The 17,084-nt window shown below is 68.2% G+C and carries 14 protein-coding genes; 8 read left to right on the top strand and 6 right to left on the bottom strand.

Features of this window, described 5'->3' with window-relative positions; all coding sequences use genetic code 11:
* Positions 1 to 148: 148 nt before the first annotated feature.
* Positions 149 to 1,267, top strand: a complete 1,119-nt coding sequence (locus tag EP380_RS17875) for an acyltransferase family protein (protein ID WP_127599773.1) — start codon at positions 149 to 151, stop codon at positions 1,265 to 1,267.
* 89 nt (positions 1,268 to 1,356) lie between these two features.
* Here the strand turns inward: EP380_RS17875 and hemA are convergent, their stop codons facing one another.
* The 3 genes from hemA to EP380_RS17860 all read right to left on the bottom strand — a co-directional run bounded on the left by hemA (position 1,357) and on the right by EP380_RS17860 (position 4,908).
* Positions 1,357 to 2,571, bottom strand: coding sequence for a 5-aminolevulinate synthase (hemA, locus tag EP380_RS17870; protein ID WP_106572998.1), 1,215 nt, complete (start codon positions 2,569 to 2,571; stop codon positions 1,357 to 1,359).
* Between the two features lie 268 nt (positions 2,572 to 2,839).
* Positions 2,840 to 3,541 (bottom strand): GntR family transcriptional regulator, encoded by a 702-nt coding sequence (locus EP380_RS17865; RefSeq protein WP_106572999.1) that lies wholly within the window; start codon positions 3,539 to 3,541, stop codon positions 2,840 to 2,842.
* Positions 3,538 to 4,908 (bottom strand): formimidoylglutamate deiminase, encoded by a 1,371-nt coding sequence (locus EP380_RS17860; protein WP_127599771.1) that lies wholly within the window; start codon positions 4,906 to 4,908, stop codon positions 3,538 to 3,540. The genes EP380_RS17865 and EP380_RS17860 overlap by 4 nt, the downstream gene beginning before the upstream one ends.
* Positions 4,909 to 4,988: 80 nt before the next feature.
* Between EP380_RS17860 and hutI the strand changes: the two genes are divergently transcribed.
* The 7 genes from hutI to EP380_RS17825 all read left to right on the top strand — a co-directional run bounded on the left by hutI (position 4,989) and on the right by EP380_RS17825 (position 13,496).
* Positions 4,989 to 6,197, top strand: coding sequence for an imidazolonepropionase (gene hutI, locus EP380_RS17855; protein WP_127599769.1), 1,209 nt, complete (start codon positions 4,989 to 4,991; stop codon positions 6,195 to 6,197).
* Between the two features lie 2 nt (positions 6,198 to 6,199).
* Positions 6,200 to 7,735 (top strand): histidine ammonia-lyase, encoded by a 1,536-nt coding sequence (gene hutH, locus EP380_RS17850; RefSeq protein ID WP_127599767.1) that lies wholly within the window; start codon positions 6,200 to 6,202, stop codon positions 7,733 to 7,735.
* The gene (gene hutG, locus EP380_RS17845; protein WP_127599765.1) at positions 7,732 to 8,544 is read left to right on the top strand and encodes an N-formylglutamate deformylase; all 813 of its coding nucleotides are present in this window, start codon (positions 7,732 to 7,734) and stop codon (positions 8,542 to 8,544) included. The genes hutH and hutG overlap by 4 nt, the downstream gene beginning before the upstream one ends.
* Positions 8,541 to 10,214: a urocanate hydratase gene (gene hutU / locus EP380_RS17840; protein WP_127599763.1), complete on the top strand. Its 1,674-nt coding sequence runs from the start codon at positions 8,541 to 8,543 to the stop codon at positions 10,212 to 10,214. Before hutG ends, hutU begins: the two co-directional genes overlap by 4 nt.
* Before the next feature lie 87 nt (positions 10,215 to 10,301).
* Positions 10,302 to 11,393 (top strand): TRAP transporter substrate-binding protein, encoded by a 1,092-nt coding sequence (locus tag EP380_RS17835; protein ID WP_106573005.1) that lies wholly within the window; start codon positions 10,302 to 10,304, stop codon positions 11,391 to 11,393.
* 55 nt (positions 11,394 to 11,448) lie between these two features.
* Positions 11,449 to 11,952: a TRAP transporter small permease subunit gene (locus EP380_RS17830; protein ID WP_127599761.1), complete on the top strand. Its 504-nt coding sequence runs from the start codon at positions 11,449 to 11,451 to the stop codon at positions 11,950 to 11,952.
* Positions 11,949 to 13,496 (top strand): TRAP transporter large permease, encoded by a 1,548-nt coding sequence (locus tag EP380_RS17825; protein ID WP_127599759.1) that lies wholly within the window; start codon positions 11,949 to 11,951, stop codon positions 13,494 to 13,496. The genes EP380_RS17830 and EP380_RS17825 overlap by 4 nt, the downstream gene beginning before the upstream one ends.
* A 98-nt stretch (positions 13,497 to 13,594) precedes the next feature.
* Here EP380_RS17825 and mgrA read toward each other — a convergent pair whose 3' ends face one another.
* The 3 genes from mgrA to EP380_RS17810 are packed head-to-tail and all read right to left on the bottom strand — an operon-like array spanning position 13,595 to position 17,082.
* Positions 13,595 to 14,641 (bottom strand): L-glyceraldehyde 3-phosphate reductase, encoded by a 1,047-nt coding sequence (gene mgrA, locus EP380_RS17820; protein ID WP_127599757.1) that lies wholly within the window; start codon positions 14,639 to 14,641, stop codon positions 13,595 to 13,597.
* A gap of 41 nt (positions 14,642 to 14,682) precedes the next feature.
* Positions 14,683 to 16,095 (bottom strand): NADP-dependent phosphogluconate dehydrogenase, encoded by a 1,413-nt coding sequence (gene gndA, locus EP380_RS17815; RefSeq protein ID WP_106573009.1) that lies wholly within the window; start codon positions 16,093 to 16,095, stop codon positions 14,683 to 14,685.
* Between the two features lie 36 nt (positions 16,096 to 16,131).
* Complete coding sequence (locus tag EP380_RS17810; protein WP_164749908.1) at positions 16,132 to 17,082, bottom strand: glycosyltransferase family 2 protein; 951 nt, start codon at positions 17,080 to 17,082, stop codon at positions 16,132 to 16,134.
* Positions 17,083 to 17,084: the final 2 nt, after the last annotated feature.

Below are 17,084 nucleotides of genomic sequence, written 5' to 3'. Positions count from 1 at the left end.
CCAGCACACCCGAGGCGCACAGGATCTGTACATGACTACGTAAGCTTTACAAAAACAAGTCGTACGCCCCAATACAATCATTAGGTTTTTCTGAAGTATTTAATGTCATTGTCGGCTGGAATTTCTTGATGAAGCCGGCAGATGTTGCATGCATTACCGCATCTTCGAAACCTGGCGGCTCACCGCCGCGCTGACCATCATGATGTGGCATTTCCTGCGCTATGCGCCGCCGGGTCACGAGGAAGCCAGCGCGGCGCTCTACCGGCTGATGCCGCTGATGGAGATGTTCTTCATGATCTCCGGCTTCCTGATCATGGAGCGCTACGGCGACAGGCTCTTGAAGGAGCGCGGCAGTTTTGCCCGTTACTTGCTGCGGCGCATCGCGCGCTTCTACCCGCTCTACCTGGTTACGCTTTTGTTTTTCTGCGTCGTCGCGCTGGCGATCGATTTCGGCTTCGTGCAGACCGGCGATCCGGGCCGCTATGCCTGGTCGGCCTTGCCGGCCAATCTGCTGCTGCTGCAGGCCTGGGGCCTGACCGACACGCTGACCTTCAACTATGTCGCCTGGTCGATGTCGGCGGAATGGTTCTGCTATCTGCTCCTGCCGCTGATCATCCTGGCCTACCGGGTCGGCGGCAAGACCGGGCTGGCGGCGCTGGCGGCGCTGTGCATCCTGGCGCTGGAAGTCGCCGTGGCGGCCAGGATCATCCCGTTCGCGAGCTGGCTGGAAGCCAATACCTGGGGCGCCTATCGCGCCTTCGCCGATTTCGCGCTCGGCGCCTTCGTGGCGATGGCGGTGCGCGACAGCCGTTGGCGCCTTGAAAGCCACGCGCCGGCCTGGATCGTCTTCGCGCTGGCGATCGCGGCGATGGCGACCAATCAATATTCCTACGTGATCGTGCTGCTGCTCGGCCTGGCCATGTATTGCGCCGCGCTCGCCGAACGCAACCGGCCCGACTCCTCGCTCTACCTCGCCTTCCTGCACCCGCTCGGTAAGGTGTCGCTCGGCATCTACCTGATCCACCCGGTCATCGAGAGCGTGTTCCTGGCCATCGTCTGGCGCAAGCTGCTCGAGCCGCTCGGCGTGGTCAGCTTCTATACCTACTGGTTCGTGCCCGCCCTTGTGGTGATCGGCGTCGCCATGGTGTCCCACCGTTATTTCGAGCGCCCCGCGGGAGACTGGATCATGGGGCGGCTGCTGGGGGCAAAGCCGCGCCCGCGGCCGGCCGAGATCGTCGCGGCGCCGGCGAACCGGGTCGGCCGCTAGCGCGGTTCGCTTCGAGGAGCGTCACCCTTCGCTGAAGACGCCCGGGCCTGGACGGTCTCGCGGGGCGGTCGGGAACGGGCGCCGCGGCGTCAGGCCACGGCGCGGGCCAGCGCGCATTGCGACCACAGTTCCGAGAGCGCCTGCACCAGATGATCGATGTCGGCGTCGGTATGCAGCGGCGACGGCGTGATGCGCAGCCGCTCGGTCTTGCGCGGCACGGTCGGGTAGTTGATCGGCTGGACGTAGATGCCGTGATTGTCGAGCAACAGGTCCGAGATCCACTTGCACTTGGCGGCATCGCCCACCATCACCGGCACGATATGGCTCGGATTGGGCATGGTCGGGATGCCGATCGCCTCCAGGCGGGCGCGCACCTTGGCCACGCGGTCCTGATGACGGGCGCGCTCGAGCTGGCTCGACTTCAAATGGCGAATCGAGGTCAGCGCGCCGGCGGCCACGTGCGGCGGCAGGGCGGTGGTGAAGATGAAGCCGGAGGCGAAGGAGCGCACGAAGTCGCACAGCGCCGTCGAACCGGTGATGTAGCCGCCGACGACGCCAAACGCCTTGCCGAGCGTGCCTTCGATGATGGTGAGGCGGTCCATCAGCCCCTCGCGCTCGGCAACGCCGCCGCCGCGCGGGCCGTAGAGGCCGACCGCGTGCACCTCGTCGAGATAGGTCATGGCGCCGTGCTTTTCGGCGACGTCGAGGATTTCGCGGATCGGCGCGATGTCGCCGTCCATCGAATAGACGCTCTCGAAGGCGACGATCTTCGGCCGGTCGGGCCCGTATTCCGACAGGATGCGGTCGAGATCGCGCACGTCATTGTGCTTCCAGACGCGCTTTTCGGCCCGGGAATGACGAATGCCCTCGATCATCGAGGCGTGGTTGCCCTCGTCCGACACGATCACGCAGCCGGGAATGTTGGCGCCCAGCGTCGACAGCGTCGTCCAGTTGGAGACATAGCCGGAGGTGAAGATCAGCGCCGATTCCTTGCCGTGCAGATCGGCCAGCTCGCGCTCCAGCAACACGTGGTAGTGATTGGTGCCGGAAATGTTGCGCGTGCCGCCGGCGCCGGCGCCGCAGCGATCGAGCGCCTCGTGCATGGCCGCGATCACCTTGGGGTGCTGGCCCATGCCGAGATAGTCGTTCGAGCACCATACGGTGACCTCGCGGGTTTCGTCGCCGACAAAGCGCGTCGCGCGCGGAAACGAGCCCGCATGCCGCTCCAGTTCCGCGAAAACGCGATAGCGGCCCTCGTCGCGAAGGCCGTCGAGCTTCGTGGCAAAAAAGGCTTCGAAGTCCATCCGTGTTCTCCTTGGAACTTTTCTAACCTGCCGGACGGTTTTTGTCTTCCCTCGAAGACGCGGCAAAACGTTCCATTCAAAGATTTGCATATTTCAATGCAGACGGTCCAGCCCCGCGTGCCGCGGGGGCTCGTCCCCCCTTGGCCCGGTTGCCGCGGCGGCGCCTTGATCTGGCGCAAGCGCGGCGCCGGCACGACGCCGAAACCGGCGGCCCCGGTTTCGAGCCGCAGCGGCCCGGCGACAGCCCTGCGGGGCGAGGCCGAGAGGCTCAGATTTCCGTCACCATGCGGTGGCCGGGCGGGTGGACCATGCGCACGAAGGTGATCGGCTTGTCGGCAAGCCAGGTCATGCGCTCGGCCACGAACACGGCTTCGCCCTCGACCACCTGCAGCAGCGCGGCCTCGTCGCGGCCGGCGCGCGCGGCGCGAAAGGCGAACTCGGCGCGCGAGAACGGCGCGTTTTCGACCAGCCATTCGTTCGGCCCGATCTCTTCGAAAGCCTCGTGGCGGGCTTCCGGCACCGCATCGAGATTGATCCAGCGCTCCTCGAACTGGAACGGCGCCCGGTCGGCCAGATGCAGGCAGCGCAGATGCAGCACTTTGGCCGAAGCCGGCAGGGCGAGCCGCGCGCGCAGGAAATCGGGGGCGGCGACGACGGCGCGGCTCAGCCGCGAATAGGCGTAGACGGCGCCCTTGGCCTCGATCTCCTTGCGCACCAGCGGGATCGAAAGCCGCGCCTCGCGCACCGGATAAAGCGCGACCCGCGTGCCGGATTTGCGCTTGCGCTCGACGAGGCCGGACCGGGCGAGTTCCTGCACCGCGCGGTTGACGGTGGCGCGGGCGACGCCGAACTCGGCCGCCAGCGCCTCCTCGCCGGGGATCGTGGCGCCGGGCGGCCATTGCCGGCGCGCGATCCGGCGTTCCAGCTCGGATTTGATGTCGCGGAAGGTGGTGCGCCGATCGGTCGTCATAACCGTGCCATGACCGATTCCATGCAGCTTGCATAGCGCCGCACGATCGCGTCGCGGCCGCGATGCCGTCCGTCGCGAACCGCGTGGCGGCCTGCCGACCACAGATCGGTGACGGTCTCGTTGCCGCCGGCGAAGATCCAGCCGTCGAGCAGGCGGTCGCCGGCGAGACCGTAGAGCGCGGAACGGGCCGGATCGAGCGCGACCAGGTCGGCCCACCCCCCCGGCGCGAGCGCGCCGCTGTCGCGGCCGAGCGCGCGCGCGCCGCCCTTCAGCGCGGTCCGGTAGAGCACCCGGCCGCTCGATTCTCCGGCGTCGGCCAGCACGACGCGCAGCCGGTCGCGCAGCCGCTGCGAATATTCGAGCTGGCGCAACTCCCCGGCGACGCCGATGCGGATGTTGGAATCGGAACCGATGCCGAACACGCCGCCGGCGGCACGAAAGCGCGCGCCGTCGAAAATACCGTCGCCGAGATTGCCCTCGGTGACCGGGCACAATCCCGCCGTCGCCTCGGCGGCGGCGAGCCCGGCCGTCTCCTTTTCGCTCATGTGCGTACAATGGATCAGGCACCAGCGCCGGTCGACCGCGACCGTGTCGAGCAGCCATTCGACCGGCCGCGCGCCATGAACCGCCAGCATTTCGTCGATTTCCTGTTCCTGCTCGGCGATATGCATGTGGAACGGGCGGTCGCCGCGGATTCCCGCCAGCCGTTCGAGGTCGGCGGCGCCGACGGCGCGCAGCGAGTGCGGCGCATATCCCCAACCGGCATCGCCGGGCAGCGCCTTGATCGTCGCTTCGGCGCGCGCAACCAGCTCCAGATACCGGTCGAGATCGTTGCCGAACCGCAACTGGCCGCCCGCAAGCGGCCGCCCGTCGACGCCGCCCTGGGCGTAGTGCACCGGCAGCAAAGTGAGCCCGATGCCGGTTTCGGCCGCGGCGGCGGCGATGCGGGCGCCAAGCTCGCCGGGATCGGCATAGGCGGCGCCGCCGGGCTGGTGGTGCAGATAATGGAACTCCGCCACGGCGGCGAAGCCGGCCTCCTGCATCTCCATGAAGGCGAGCGCGGCAACGGCCTCGATCTCGTCGGGCTCAAGCACGTCGAGAAAGCGATACATGATCTCGCGCCAGGTCCAGAAGCTGTCGCGCGCGGCCGGCCCGCGCGCCTCCGCCAGCCCCGCCATGGCGCGCTGGAAGGTATGGCTGTGCAGGTTGGACGGCGCCGGCAGGAGCACGGCCACATTGTGGCTGTCTGCCGCCGGCGTCGCGTCGGCGCGCACGGCCGCGATGCGGCCGTCGGCGTCGATCTCGACCAGGACATTCGCCTGCCATCCGGCCCGGGTCAGCGCTTCGCGCGCAAAAATCGACGACATCGCACTCTTTCCAATTGACTCATTATGTCTAGACATAATAGCGTTATTCTTGAATTTGAAAACCGGAAATCGACCCATCGATGACGCGCAAGATCCTTGCCGACCTGCGTATCGCCACGCTTGAGGCGGACGGTGTTCCCTACGGGCTGATCGAGCGCGGCGCGATCGGCGTCGAGGCCGGGCGCATCGCCTGGGTGGCCCCGGCCGACGCCCAGCCCGCCGGCTGGGCCGACGCCCCGTCGCAGAGCTTTGGCGGGCGGCTGGCGACCCCGGCCCTGGTCGACTGCCACACCCATCTGGTTTTCGGCGGCAATCGCGCCCGCGAATTCGAGCTGCGGCTGGAAGGGGCGAGCTACGAGGAGATCGCGCGCGCCGGCGGCGGCATCGTCTCCACCGTCTCGGCCACGCGCGCGCTCAGCGAAGACGCGCTGGTCGAAGCAGCGTTGCCGCGGCTCGACCGGCTGATCGGCGAAGGCGTGGCGACCGTCGAGGTCAAGTCGGGTTACGGCCTGACCGTCGCCGACGAGCTGAAAATGCTGCGCGCGGCGCGCCGGCTCGAAAGACTGCGGCCGGTGCGCGTGCGCACCAGCTATCTCGGCGCGCATGCCGTGCCGCCCGAATACAAGGACCGCGCCGACGCCTATATCGACGAGGTCGCGATCCCGGGCCTGGAGGCGGCGCGGGCCGAGGGGCTGGCCGACGCGGTCGACGGGTTCTGCGAGGGCATCGCCTTTTCGCCGGCCCAGATCGCGCGCGTCTTCGACAGCGCCAAGGCGCTCGGCCTGCCGGTCAAGCTGCACGCCGAGCAATTGTCGGACCTGGGCGGGACCGGCCTGGCGGCGTCCTATGGCGCGCTGTCGGCCGACCATCTCGAATATCTTTCCGCCGACGGCATCGCCGCGATGGCGAAAGCCGGCAGCGTCGCCGTGCTTTTGCCGGGCGCGTTTTATTTCCTGCGCGAAACGCAACGGCCGCCGGTCGAGGCGCTGCGCGCGGCCGGGGTGCCGATCGCGGTCGCCACCGACTGCAACCCGGGCTCCTCGCCGATGACCTCGCTGCTGCTGGCGATCAACATGGCCTGCACCTTGTTTCGCCTGACGCCGGAAGAGGCGCTTGCCGGCGCGACGCGCGAGGCCGCGCTGGCACTCGGGCTCGACGGCGAGATCGGCACGATCGCGCCCGGCAAGCGGGCCGAACTGGCGATCTGGGACGTCGAGCACCCGGCCGAGCTCGCCTATCGAATCGGCGACAATCCGCTTTACCGCCGCATCGTGGAGGCGAAGGACTGACGATGATCATGCTGCATCCCGGCGCCGTACCGCTCGCAACGCTGGAAACCGTCTACCGCGGCAACGATGCCGTCATGCTCGACGATCGGTTCCGCCCCGCCATCGCTGGCGCCGCCGCGCGCATCGCCGCCATCGTCGGCGGCGACGCGGCCGTCTACGGCATCAATACCGGCTTCGGCAAGCTCGCCAGCGTGCGCATTCCTGCGGACGACGTGGCGACGCTGCAGCGCAATCTGATCCTGTCGCATTGCTGCGGCGTCGGCGCGCCGCTCGCCGGCGATATCGTTCGGCTGGTGATGGCATTGAAACTGATCTCGCTCGGGCGCGGCGCGTCGGGCGTGCGGCCGGAAACCGTGGCGCTGATCGAGGCGATGCTGGCGCGCGACGTCCTGCCGGTGATTCCGGAAAAGGGCTCGGTCGGCGCGTCGGGCGACCTGGCGCCGCTCGCCCATATGACGGCGGCGATGATCGGCGAGGGCGAGGCGGTGTTCGAGGGCCAGCGCATGCCGGCCGCCGACGCGCTCGACAAGGCGGAGCTCGAACCGATCGTGCTCGCGGCCAAGGAAGGGCTGGCGCTGATCAACGGCACCCAGGTGTCGACCGCGCTGGCGCTCGCCGGCCTGTTCCGCGCGCACAGGGCCGCGCGCGCGGCGCTGATCACCGGCGCGCTGTCGACGGACGCCGCCATGGGCTCGACCGCGCCGTTTCACCCGGAAATCCACACCCTGCGCGGCCATCGGGGCCAGATCGACACCGCCGCCGCGCTGCGCGCCCTGCTGGCCGGGTCGGAGATCCGCGACAGCCATATCGAGGGCGACCAGCGCGTGCAGGACCCCTATTGCATCCGCTGCCAGCCGCAAGTCGACGGCGCCTGTCTCGACCTGCTGCGCATGGCGGCGCGGACGCTGGAGATCGAGGCCAACGCCGTCACCGACAACCCGCTGGTGCTGTCGGACGACGTCGTCTCGGGCGGGAATTTCCACGCCGAGCCGGTGGCCTTCGCCGCCGACCAGATCGCGCTCGCGATTTGCGAGATCGGCGCGATCGCCCAGCGCCGCATCGCGCTGCTGGTCGATCCGGCGCTGTCCTTCGGCCTGCCGACCTTCCTGGCGAAGAAACCGGGGCTCAACTCGGGCCTGATGATCGCCGAGGTGACGTCCGCGGCGCTGATGTCGGAAAACAAGCAGATGGCGCATCCGGCCTCGGTCGATTCGACGCCGACCTCGGCCAATCAGGAAGACCACGTCTCCATGGCCTGCCACGGTGCGCGGCGCCTGCTCGCCATGAGCGACAACCTGGCCGGCATCGTCGGCATCGAGGCGGTGACGGCGGCCCAGGGCGTCGAGTTGCGCGCGCCGCTGAAGACCGGCCCGGAACTGATGCGCGCCCTGGAAACGATCCGCGGCGTCGTGCCGACGCTGGAGGTCGACCGCTTCATGGCCGACGATCTGGAGGCGGCGAGCGGGCTGGTGCGTTCCGGCGCGCTCAACGCCAGCGTCAGCGCCGGCATCCTGCCAAAGCTGGAGCCGGCCCCATGACCCCGGTCGACGTGCGCCAGGGCACCTCGCCCGTCATTCTCGGCCTGCCGCATACGGGCACTTTTCTGCCGGCCGAAATTTTCGAGCGGCTGAACGCACAAGGCAGGCTTCTGACCGACACCGACTGGCATGTCGACCGGCTCTATGACGGCCTCCTGCCCGGCGTCACCACCGTGCGCGCGACCTTCCACCGCTACGTCATCGACGCCAATCGCGACCCGTCCGGCAAAAGCCTCTATCCCGGCCAGAACACGACCGGGCTGGTGCCGGTAACCGATTTCGACGACCGGCCGATCTGGCGCGACGGCGCGGCGCCGACCGACGCGGACGTGGCCGAAAGGCTCGACGGCTTTCACCGGCCCTATCACGCCGCGCTTTCGGCCGAGATCGCCCGCGTCAGGACGCTGCACGGCGTCGCGGTGCTTTATGACTGCCACTCGATCCGCTCGGTCTGCCCGTTCCTGTTCGAGGGCCGCCTGCCCGACTTCAACATCGGCACCGATAACGGCCGAACCTGCGCGCCCGCGTTCGAAACCGCCGTCGCCGATCTCTGCGCGGCCGCCGACGGCTACAGCCACGTCGTCAACGGCCGCTTCCGCGGCGGCTGGACGACACGTCACTACGGAAAGCCCGCCGACAAGGTGCACGCGATCCAGATGGAACTGACGCAGGCCTCGCACCTGGCCTCGGAAGACCCGCCCTTCGACTATGCTCCCCAAAAGGCCGAGCGGCTGCGGGCCCATCTCGCAAAAATCCTGACGCGCATCGAGGCGATCGCGTCGTCCCTGACGCCCGGAGACCGGCCATGAGCAATCCCCGCCATAATATTCGCGACGTGCGCAGCCCGCGCGGCTCCGAACTCAACGCCCTGAGCTGGCAGACGGAAGCGCCGCTCAGGATGCTGATGAACAATCTCGACCCGGACGTGGCCGAGAACCCCAACGAGCTGGTCGTCTATGGCGGCATCGGCCGCGCCGCGCGCACCTGGGATGATTTCGATCGCATCGCGGCCACCTTGAAGACGCTCGCCGACGACGAGACCCTGCTCGTGCAGTCGGGCAAGCCGGTCGGCGTCTTCCGCACCCATGCCGACGCGCCGCGGGTGCTGATCGCCAATTCCAACCTCGTCCCGCACTGGGCCGACTGGAGCCATTTCAACGAGCTCGATCGCAAGGGACTGATGATGTACGGCCAGATGACGGCCGGGTCCTGGATCTATATCGGCTCGCAGGGCATCGTGCAGGGCACCTACGAGACCTTCGTGGAGGCCGGGCGCCAGCATTATGACGGCAATCTGACGGGCAAGTGGATCCTGACCGCCGGCCTCGGCGGCATGGGCGGCGCCCAGCCGCTGGCGGCGGTGATGGCCGGCGCCTGCTGCCTGGCGGTCGAATGCGACGAGAGCCGCATCGATTTCCGCATCCGCACCCGTTATGTCGACGAAAAGGCGACCTCGCTCGACGAGGCGCTGGCGATGATCGACCGCTGGACCCGGGCCGGCGAGGCCAAATCGGTCGGGCTGCTCGGCAACGCCGCCGAGATCGTGCCGGAACTGGTACGGCGCGGCGTGCGGCCGGACATGGTCACCGACCAGACCTCGGCGCACGATCCGATCAACGGCTATTTGCCGAAAGGCTGGTCGCTGGCCGAGTGGCGCGCCAAGCGCGAAAGCGACCCGCAAGCGGTGGAAAAGGCCGCCCGCGCCTCGATGCGCGAGCATGTCGAGGCGATGGTCGCCTTCTGGAACCAGGGCGTGCCCACGCTCGACTACGGCAACAATATCCGTCAGGTGGCGCTGGAAGAAGGGTTTGAAAACGCCTTCGCCTTTCCCGGCTTCGTGCCGGCCTATATCAGGCCTTTGTTTTGCCGCGGCGTCGGCCCGTTCCGCTGGGCCGCGCTCTCGGGCGACCCACAAGACATCTACCGCACCGACGAAAAGGTGAAGGAACTCCTGCCCGACAACGAGCCGCTGCATCGCTGGCTCGATATGGCGCGCGACCGCATCGCCTTCCAGGGCCTGCCGGCGCGCATCTGCTGGGTCGGGCTCGGCGACCGCCATCGGCTCGGCCTCGCCTTCAACGAGATGGTCGCCAAGGGCGAATTGAAGGCGCCGGTGGTGATCGGCCGCGACCATCTCGATTCGGGCTCGGTCGCCTCGCCCAACCGCGAGACCGAGGCGATGAAGGACGGTTCGGACGCGGTGTCCGACTGGCCGCTGCTCAACGCGCTTTTGAACTGCGCCTCGGGCGCGACCTGGGTGTCGCTGCATCACGGCGGCGGCGTCGGCATGGGCTTTTCGCAGCATGCCGGCATGGTGATCTGCGCCGACGGCAGCGCGGCGGCGGCGCGCCGGCTGGAGCGCGTCTTGTGGAACGACCCGGCGACCGGGGTCATGCGCCATGCCGATGCCGGCTACGACATCGCGCTCGACTGGGCGCGGGAAAAGGGCCTGAGACTGCCGGCGATTCTTGGGAATTAGCGCCGTTCACGGTCGCAAAAATGCATGAAAAAGCTCGGATTGCGGACGGAATCTGGGAAATTCAGTCGAAAAAGAGGGAGAAAAAAGATGAAACGCAGAGAGTTTTTGACAAAAACCGCGCTTGGCGGCGTGGCGGCCGGCGCGGCTTTGGCCACCCCGGCCATCGCGCAGGACAAGCGCGAATGGAAGATGGTCACCGCCTGGCCGAAGAACCTGCCCGGGCCGGGCGTGGCCGCGCAGATGCTGGCCGACCGCATCACCACGCTGTCGGGCGGGCGCATCGAGGTCAAGCTCTACGCCGCCGGCGAGCTGGTGCCGGGCAACGGCGTCTTCGACGCGGTCTCGGAAGGCACGGCCGAACTCTACCATGCGGTTCCCTCCTACTGGGGATCGAAGTCCAAGGGCATCCTGTTGTTCGGCTCGCAGCCGTTCGGCCTGAGGGCCGACGAGCAGTTCGGCTGGCTCGCCCATGGCGGCGGTCAGGCGCTCTACGACGAGATCTATGCCCGGTTCGGACTGAAGCCGTTCCTGTGCGGCAATTCCGGCCCGCAATGGCAAGGCTGGTTCCGCGGCGAGATCAACTCGGTCGACGACCTCAAGGGCCTGCGGTTCCGCACCACCGGCCTGGCCTCGGAAATGTGCGCCAAGATCGGCATGGCGGTGCAGGCGATGGGCGGACGCGACATGTTCCAGGCGCTGCAATCGGGCGCGCTCGACGCCGGCGAATTCATCGGCCCGTGGTCGGACAGCGCGCTCGGCTTCCATCAGGTCGCCAAGAACTATTACTGGCCGGGCGTCGGCGAGCCGTCCTCGGCGGAGGAGTGCGTGGTCAACGCCAAGGTCTTCGAGGACCTGCCCGACGATCTCAAGGCCGCCGTCGCGCTTGCCTGCGAGAGCCTCTACAATCCGGTGTGGACCGAATACACCACCAAGCACGCGCTGGCCCTGCAGAAGCTGGTCGCCGAGGAGGGCGTGCAGGTCAAGAAGCTGCCCGAAGAGGTTCTCGTGGCGCTGGGCAACGCCGCCGGCGAGGTGATCGCCGATCTGCGCGAGGACGACGACGAGCTGGTCAAGCGCATCGTCGAGAGCTTCCTGGCCTATCGCAGTTCGGTGGCCGACTATATGGTCTATGCCGATAACGGGCAGATGAACGCCCGCGCGCTCGACTACACATACTGACCGGGCTCCGCCGGCGCCACACCGCCGGCGGACCTTTTCAGACAAGGGGGGCAGCATGACCGCGCTTGCCGACTGGCTCGACGGCGTGAACCGGAATGTCGGCAATCTGGTGCGCTGGTGCGCGATCCTGATGGTGCTGGTGCAGTTCGGGATCGTGCTTTTGCGTTACGTCTTCGGCATCAGCTTCATCGCGCTCAACGAAAGCGTGCTTTACCTGCACGCGACGCTGTTCATGCTCGGCGCCGGCTACACGCTTCTGGTCGACGGTCACGTGCGCGTCGACATCTTCTACGCCAAGGCCGGCCGGCGGCGGCAATCGGCGATCGACCTATTCGGCCATCTCGCCCTGCTGATCCCGTCGATGACGGTGCTCCTTGTCTGGTCGTGGCCGTCGGTGCGCAATTCCTGGTCGATCCTGGAAGGCCCGATCTCGGTCGGCGGCATCCCGGCCTCCTTCCTGCTGAAATCGCTGATTCCGGGCTTCTGCGTGCTGCTCATCGTCCAATCCGTCGCCTGCCTGCTGCGCGACGTTGTGCGCCTGCGCGAGACGGCCGCATGATGCCGCTCGATTTGTTGATGTTCGCCGGCCTGATCGGCTGCATCCTGCTCGGCTTCCCGGTCTCGTTTTCGATCGCCGGGGTGGCGACCGTGTTCGCCTTCCTGGGCTGGGCCGCCGGCATGATGGATATCGCGCTGCTCGGCGCGCTCGGCCAGCGCGTCTTCGGCGTGCTCACCAACGACGTGCTGATCGCCATCCCGCTGTTCGTGCTGATGGGCGTGGTGCTGGAGCGCAGCCGGGTGGCGGAGGAACTGCTGGAAACCATGGGCCGGCTGTTCGGCGGCCTGCGCGGCGGGCTCGGCGTTTCGGTCGTGCTGGTCGGCGCGCTGCTGGCCGCCTCGACCGGCATCGTCGGCGCGACGGTGATCGCCATGGGCATGATCGCGCTGCCGACCATGCTCCGCAACGGCTACGACCCGCGGCTCGCCTCCGGCGTGGTCTGTACCGCCGGCACGCTCGGCCAGATCATCCCGCCCTCCACGCTGTTGATCATCCTGTCCGACGTGATGTCGAACGCCTATCAGCAAGCGCAGTTCGAACAGGGCAAGTTCACGGTCGAGACGATCTCGGTCGGCCAGACCTTCGCCGCCGCGCTGCTGCCCGGCCTAACGCTGGTCGGCATCTATATCGTCTACGTGCTGGCGCGCGCCTTCCTCGTGCCCGCCGACGCGCCGCCGGCCGATACGTCCGACCCCCGCCCGGATCTCGGCGCCATCGTCGGCGCGATCGTCCCGCCGATCCTGTTGATCGTCGCCGTGCTGGGCGCGATTCTCGGCGGCGTCGCCACCCCGTCGGAGGCCGCCTCCGTCGGCGCGGTCGGCGCGGTGCTGATGGCCGGCTACCGGAACGGCGTGCCGAAGGGCCTGATCCTGCTCGGCGCGGCGGCGCTGCTGCTGCTGGCCGTGGCGGCCGGGCTGGCGCCGGTGCGCCTGCAACGCAGCGACGTCACGCTGGTGGGCTGGATCCAGGGCGTGCTCTATGCCGGCCTGGCGCTCGCCGGCGTCGCCGCGATCCTGGCCTCGCTCGCCCACATGGCGCGTTCGGGCATGCTCAAGCCGGCGCTCACCGCGACCATGACGGTCACCGCGATGATCTTCGCCACCATTCTGACGGCCAGCATCTTTTCGCTGGTCTTCGTCGGGCTCGGCGGCGAGGAGCGCATCGAACAGATCCTCACCGCCATGCCCGGCGGCCCGACCGGGGCGCTGATCTTCTGCATGGCGCTGGTGTTCGTGCTCGGCTTCTTCCTCGATTTCGTCGAGATCACCGTCATCCTGTTGCCGCTGATCGTGCCGGTCTTGATCCTGATGGGCCACGACCCGGTGTGGCTGGCAATCCTGCTCGCCATCAATCTGCAGACGTCGTTCCTGACGCCGCCCTTCGGCTTTTCGCTGTTTTACCTGCGCGGCGCGGCGCCGCCGGAGATCACCACCGGGCACATCTATGCCGGCGTCGCGCCCTTCATCGCGCTGCAACTGGTCGGCATGGCCATCATCTGGCTGATGCCGGCAATCGCCACCTGGCTGCCGGCGGCGATCTTTTAGAGCCGTCCTGCCATTCACGGGATCGCGGGCCGGTTCCACCTTATTGTCTTAACGCGTTTGCGAGCGGCGAACCGGTATCCACTTCGCCTGGAAACGCTCTATTTGCGCGCCGGCCCCTCGCGCTCGGCCGACGCCGCCCAAAGATTGACGTTGGCGTCCCGGGCGTAGCGGTCGATCTCGGCCAGTTCGGCGTCGGTGAAATCGGGATTTTCCAGGGCGCCGACGCAGTCCTCGACCTGCTCGGGCCGGCTGGCCCCGATCAGCGCCGAGGTGACGCGGCCGCCGCGCAGCACCCAGCTCAACGCCATTTGCGCCAGCGTCTGGCCGCGCCGTTCGGCGATGGCGTTGAGCGCGCGAATGTTGGCGAGCGTCGCGTCGGAGAGGAAGGACGGCCGCAGCGACTTGCCGCGCGCGGCCCGGCTTTCGTCGGGGATGCCGCCAAGATATTTCGCCGTCAGCATGCCCTGCGCCAGCGGCGAGAACACGATAGACCCGATGCCGAGCTCGTCGAGCGTGTCGAGCAGACCGTCCTCCTCGACCCAGCGGTTGATCATCGAATAGCTCGGCTGGTGGATCAGGCAGGGCGTGCCGAGCTCGCGCAGGATCGCGGCCGCCTCGCGCGTGCGGCGCGCATTGTAGGAGGAGATGCCGGCGTAAAGCGCCTTGCCCGAGCGCACCGCCCGGTCGAGCGCCATCATCGTCTCCTCCAGCGGCGTGTCGGGATCGAAGCGATGCGCGTAGAAAATGTCGACATAGTCGAGCCCGAGCCGCTTGAGGCTCTGGTCGAGCGAGGCGAGCAGATATTTGCGGCTGCCCCATTCGCCATAGGGCCCCGGCCACATGTCGTAACCGGCCTTGGTCGACACGATCAACTGATCGCGGAACCCGGAAAAATCGCTGCGCAGAATTGCGCCGAAGGCGGCTTCCGCCGCGCCGGGCGGCGGGCCGTAATTGTTGGCGAGATCGAAATGGGTGATGCCGAGATCGAACGCCTTGCGGCAGATGGCCCGCTTGACCCCATGCGGGGTGTCGTCGCCGAAATTTTGCCACAGGCCGAGCGAGACGGCCGGCAGTTTCAGCCCGGAACGGCCGCAACGCCGGTAGTGCATGCGCTCGTAGCGGTTGTCGGCCGGCTGCCATCCCATCGGGGTTTTCCTTTCCGCGCGGGCGCGCCGCGCCGTTGTCGTCACCCCGACCAGGGGCCGTGATGGGTGCCGCCGGCGTCAATCCGCTCAAACCCGTGCGCGCCGAAATAGTCGCGCTGGGCCTGGATCAGATTGGCCGTGCCGCGCGCGGTCCTGTAGGTGTCGAAATAGGCCAGCGCGGCCGAAAGCGCCGGCACGGGAATGCCGGCCGCGGCCGCCCTGGTCACCGTGCGGCGCAGGGCCGGATGCGCGTCCTGCATCGCCGTCACGAAGCGCGGGGCGGCCAGCAGGTTGGCCGGCGCCTCCTCGTCATAGGCGCGGGCGATGTCGTCGAGGAACTGCGAGCGGATGATGCAGCCCGCCCGCCAGATACGCGCCACCGTCGCCAGCGGCAGACCCCAGGCGAATTCCCGCGAGGCGGCTTCCATCACCGCGAAGCCCTGCGCGTAAGCCGCGATCTTGCCGGCATAAAGGGCGCTTTCGAGATCGTCGATCACCGCGCGCTTTTCGGCTTTCGAAAACGCCGTGACCGGCGCGCCGTAAAGGGCTTCGGCGGCGACGCGTTCGTCCTTCATCGCCGACAGGCTGCGGGCGGCGACGGCGGCCTCGATCGCGGTGGCCGGCACCGCCATGTTCTGCGCCTCGATCGCCGCCCAGCGGCCGGTGCCCTTCTGGCCGGCGCGGTCGAGGATGACATCGACGACCGGGGCGCCGGTTTCGGAATCGCCGGCCGCCAGCACGCTGGCGGTGATCTCGACCAGATAGGATTCCAGCCGGCCGCCATTCCACGTTTCGAACAGCCGCGCCATCTCCCCGGTCTCGAGGCCGGCACCGTCGCGCAGCAGGCCGTAGACCTCGGCGATCATCTGCATGTCGGCATATTCGATGCCGTTGTGGATCGTCTTGACGAAATGACCGGCGCCATCCGGCCCCAAATGGGCCACGCAGGGCTCGTCGCGGTAGCGCGCGGCGATGGCGACCAGCACGTCCTTGACGCGCAGCCAGGACGACGGCGCGCCGCCGACCATGATCGATGGACCGTTGCGCGCGCCGTCCTCGCCGCCCGAGACCCCCATGCCGATGAAGGCGATGCCGCTGCCGTCGAGTTCGTCGAAGCGGCGCATCGTGTCGCGGAAATTGGCGTTGCCGGCGTCGATCAGGATGTCGTCGGCCGACAGCAGCGGCCGGAGCGCGTGGACCTGCTCGTCGACGACGGCGCCGGCCGGCACCATCAGGATGACCGGCCGCGGCGGCCGGATGGCGGCCGCCAGCTCGGCAAGCGTGTCGCAGGGCACGATCATGGCGCCGAGCGCGCCGGCCTGCTCGACGAAGCGGTGCGTGGTTTCGGTGGTCCGGTTCCACACCGCGATCCGGTGGCCCTTCTCGGCGATGTTGAGCGCCAGGTTGGAGCCCATCACGCCAAGTCCGATCAATCCGATTTCCGCCGTGCGCATGCCGTTCCCTTCCAAGGTTGCGCGCCTATTCACTAACTAGTTCGCCGTGCGCCGCAAGGCCGCCGCGCGCAAGGCGGCGCGTTTTTCGGGCCCGAGCCGTGCCCACATGCGCCGGCCGGCGTCGATCTCGGCATGGTTGACCAAGAGCAGCCGCAGCCAGGCCGAGTCCGGTTCGCGCCCCGTCTCGGCGGCGGCGGCAAGCCGCCCGTCGAGATCGGCGAGTCGGTTGACCAGGCGATCGAGAAGCCGGATCGCGCCAAGCTGCTTGGTCTGCCAGCCGACGGAAAACCGGGGATGCTTGGCATAAAACAGCGCCCCCATCGCCCCGCGATCGCGCTCGAGCCGGATCCGGTCGAAAAAGGCGCGCCGCGTCACGGCCGGCTTGTAGTGAAACACCGGCACGGCCGCGCAATACCGCCGCTTCAGGCCGCGCAAGGCCAGCCGTTCGAACATTTCGGGATCTTCCCAGCCATAGGCGGTAAACTCCTCGTCGAAGCCGCCGGCGGCCAGGATCGCGGCCCGGGCCACCGATACGTTGCCGGTGGGAAACGGATTGCGGTGCCAGCCCGCGAAGCGGCCGCGCGGCGGCGCCGGCGCGGCCGGCGGCTCCACGACCTCCACGATCGGACCGGTGACGGCAGAACCCGGCCAGCGCGCCTGGGCGGCGGCGTGGCGTTGCAGAAAATCCGGCTCGACCAGGCAGTCGTCGTCGAGGAAGACGAGCGTGTCGCCGCGGGCCAGCTCGAGCGCGCGGTTGCGCGCGGCGGCGGCCGCGCCGTGGACGGCGAGGCGGGTGGCGACCAGATTGTCGCGGGCGAAGCCACGCAGGACGGCCTGGGTGTCGTCGTCCGACGCATCGTCGACCACGATCACCTCATAGGCGTGGGGACCGAGCGTCTGCGCGAACAGGCGCGGCAGGGACAAGCGCAGCATGTCCGCGCGGTTGCGGGTCGGCACGACGACGCTGAGGATCGGGGTCCCGGTCACGG

It is taken from the genome of Nitratireductor alexandrii (assembly GCF_004000215.1).
GTDB lineage: Bacteria > Pseudomonadota > Alphaproteobacteria > Rhizobiales > Rhizobiaceae > Mangrovimarina > Mangrovimarina alexandrii.
The sequence above is the reverse complement of the archived record's forward strand: the minus strand, read 5'-3'. Positions and strand labels throughout refer to the sequence as shown.

Bases quoted from the DNA above. Each gene is read 5' to 3' on its own strand.
- EP380_RS17875 (WP_127599773.1), top strand. From the start codon at position 149: ATGCATTACCGCATCTTCGAAACCTGGCGGCTCACCGCCGCGCTGACC.
- hemA (WP_106572998.1), bottom strand. From the start codon at position 2,571: ATGGACTTCGAAGCCTTTTTTGCCACGAAGCTCGACGGCCTTCGCGAC.
- EP380_RS17865 (WP_106572999.1), bottom strand. From the start codon at position 3,541: ATGACGACCGATCGGCGCACCACCTTCCGCGACATCAAATCCGAGCTG.
- EP380_RS17860 (WP_127599771.1), bottom strand. From the start codon at position 4,908: ATGTCGTCGATTTTTGCGCGCGAAGCGCTGACCCGGGCCGGATGGCAG.
- hutI (WP_127599769.1), top strand. From the start codon at position 4,989: ATGACGCGCAAGATCCTTGCCGACCTGCGTATCGCCACGCTTGAGGCG.
- hutH (WP_127599767.1), top strand. From the start codon at position 6,200: ATGATCATGCTGCATCCCGGCGCCGTACCGCTCGCAACGCTGGAAACC.
- hutG (WP_127599765.1), top strand. From the start codon at position 7,732: ATGACCCCGGTCGACGTGCGCCAGGGCACCTCGCCCGTCATTCTCGGC.
- hutU (WP_127599763.1), top strand. From the start codon at position 8,541: ATGAGCAATCCCCGCCATAATATTCGCGACGTGCGCAGCCCGCGCGGC.
- EP380_RS17835 (WP_106573005.1), top strand. From the start codon at position 10,302: ATGAAACGCAGAGAGTTTTTGACAAAAACCGCGCTTGGCGGCGTGGCG.
- EP380_RS17830 (WP_127599761.1), top strand. From the start codon at position 11,449: ATGACCGCGCTTGCCGACTGGCTCGACGGCGTGAACCGGAATGTCGGC.
- EP380_RS17825 (WP_127599759.1), top strand. From the start codon at position 11,949: ATGATGCCGCTCGATTTGTTGATGTTCGCCGGCCTGATCGGCTGCATC.
- mgrA (WP_127599757.1), bottom strand. From the start codon at position 14,641: ATGGGATGGCAGCCGGCCGACAACCGCTACGAGCGCATGCACTACCGG.
- gndA (WP_106573009.1), bottom strand. From the start codon at position 16,095: ATGCGCACGGCGGAAATCGGATTGATCGGACTTGGCGTGATGGGCTCC.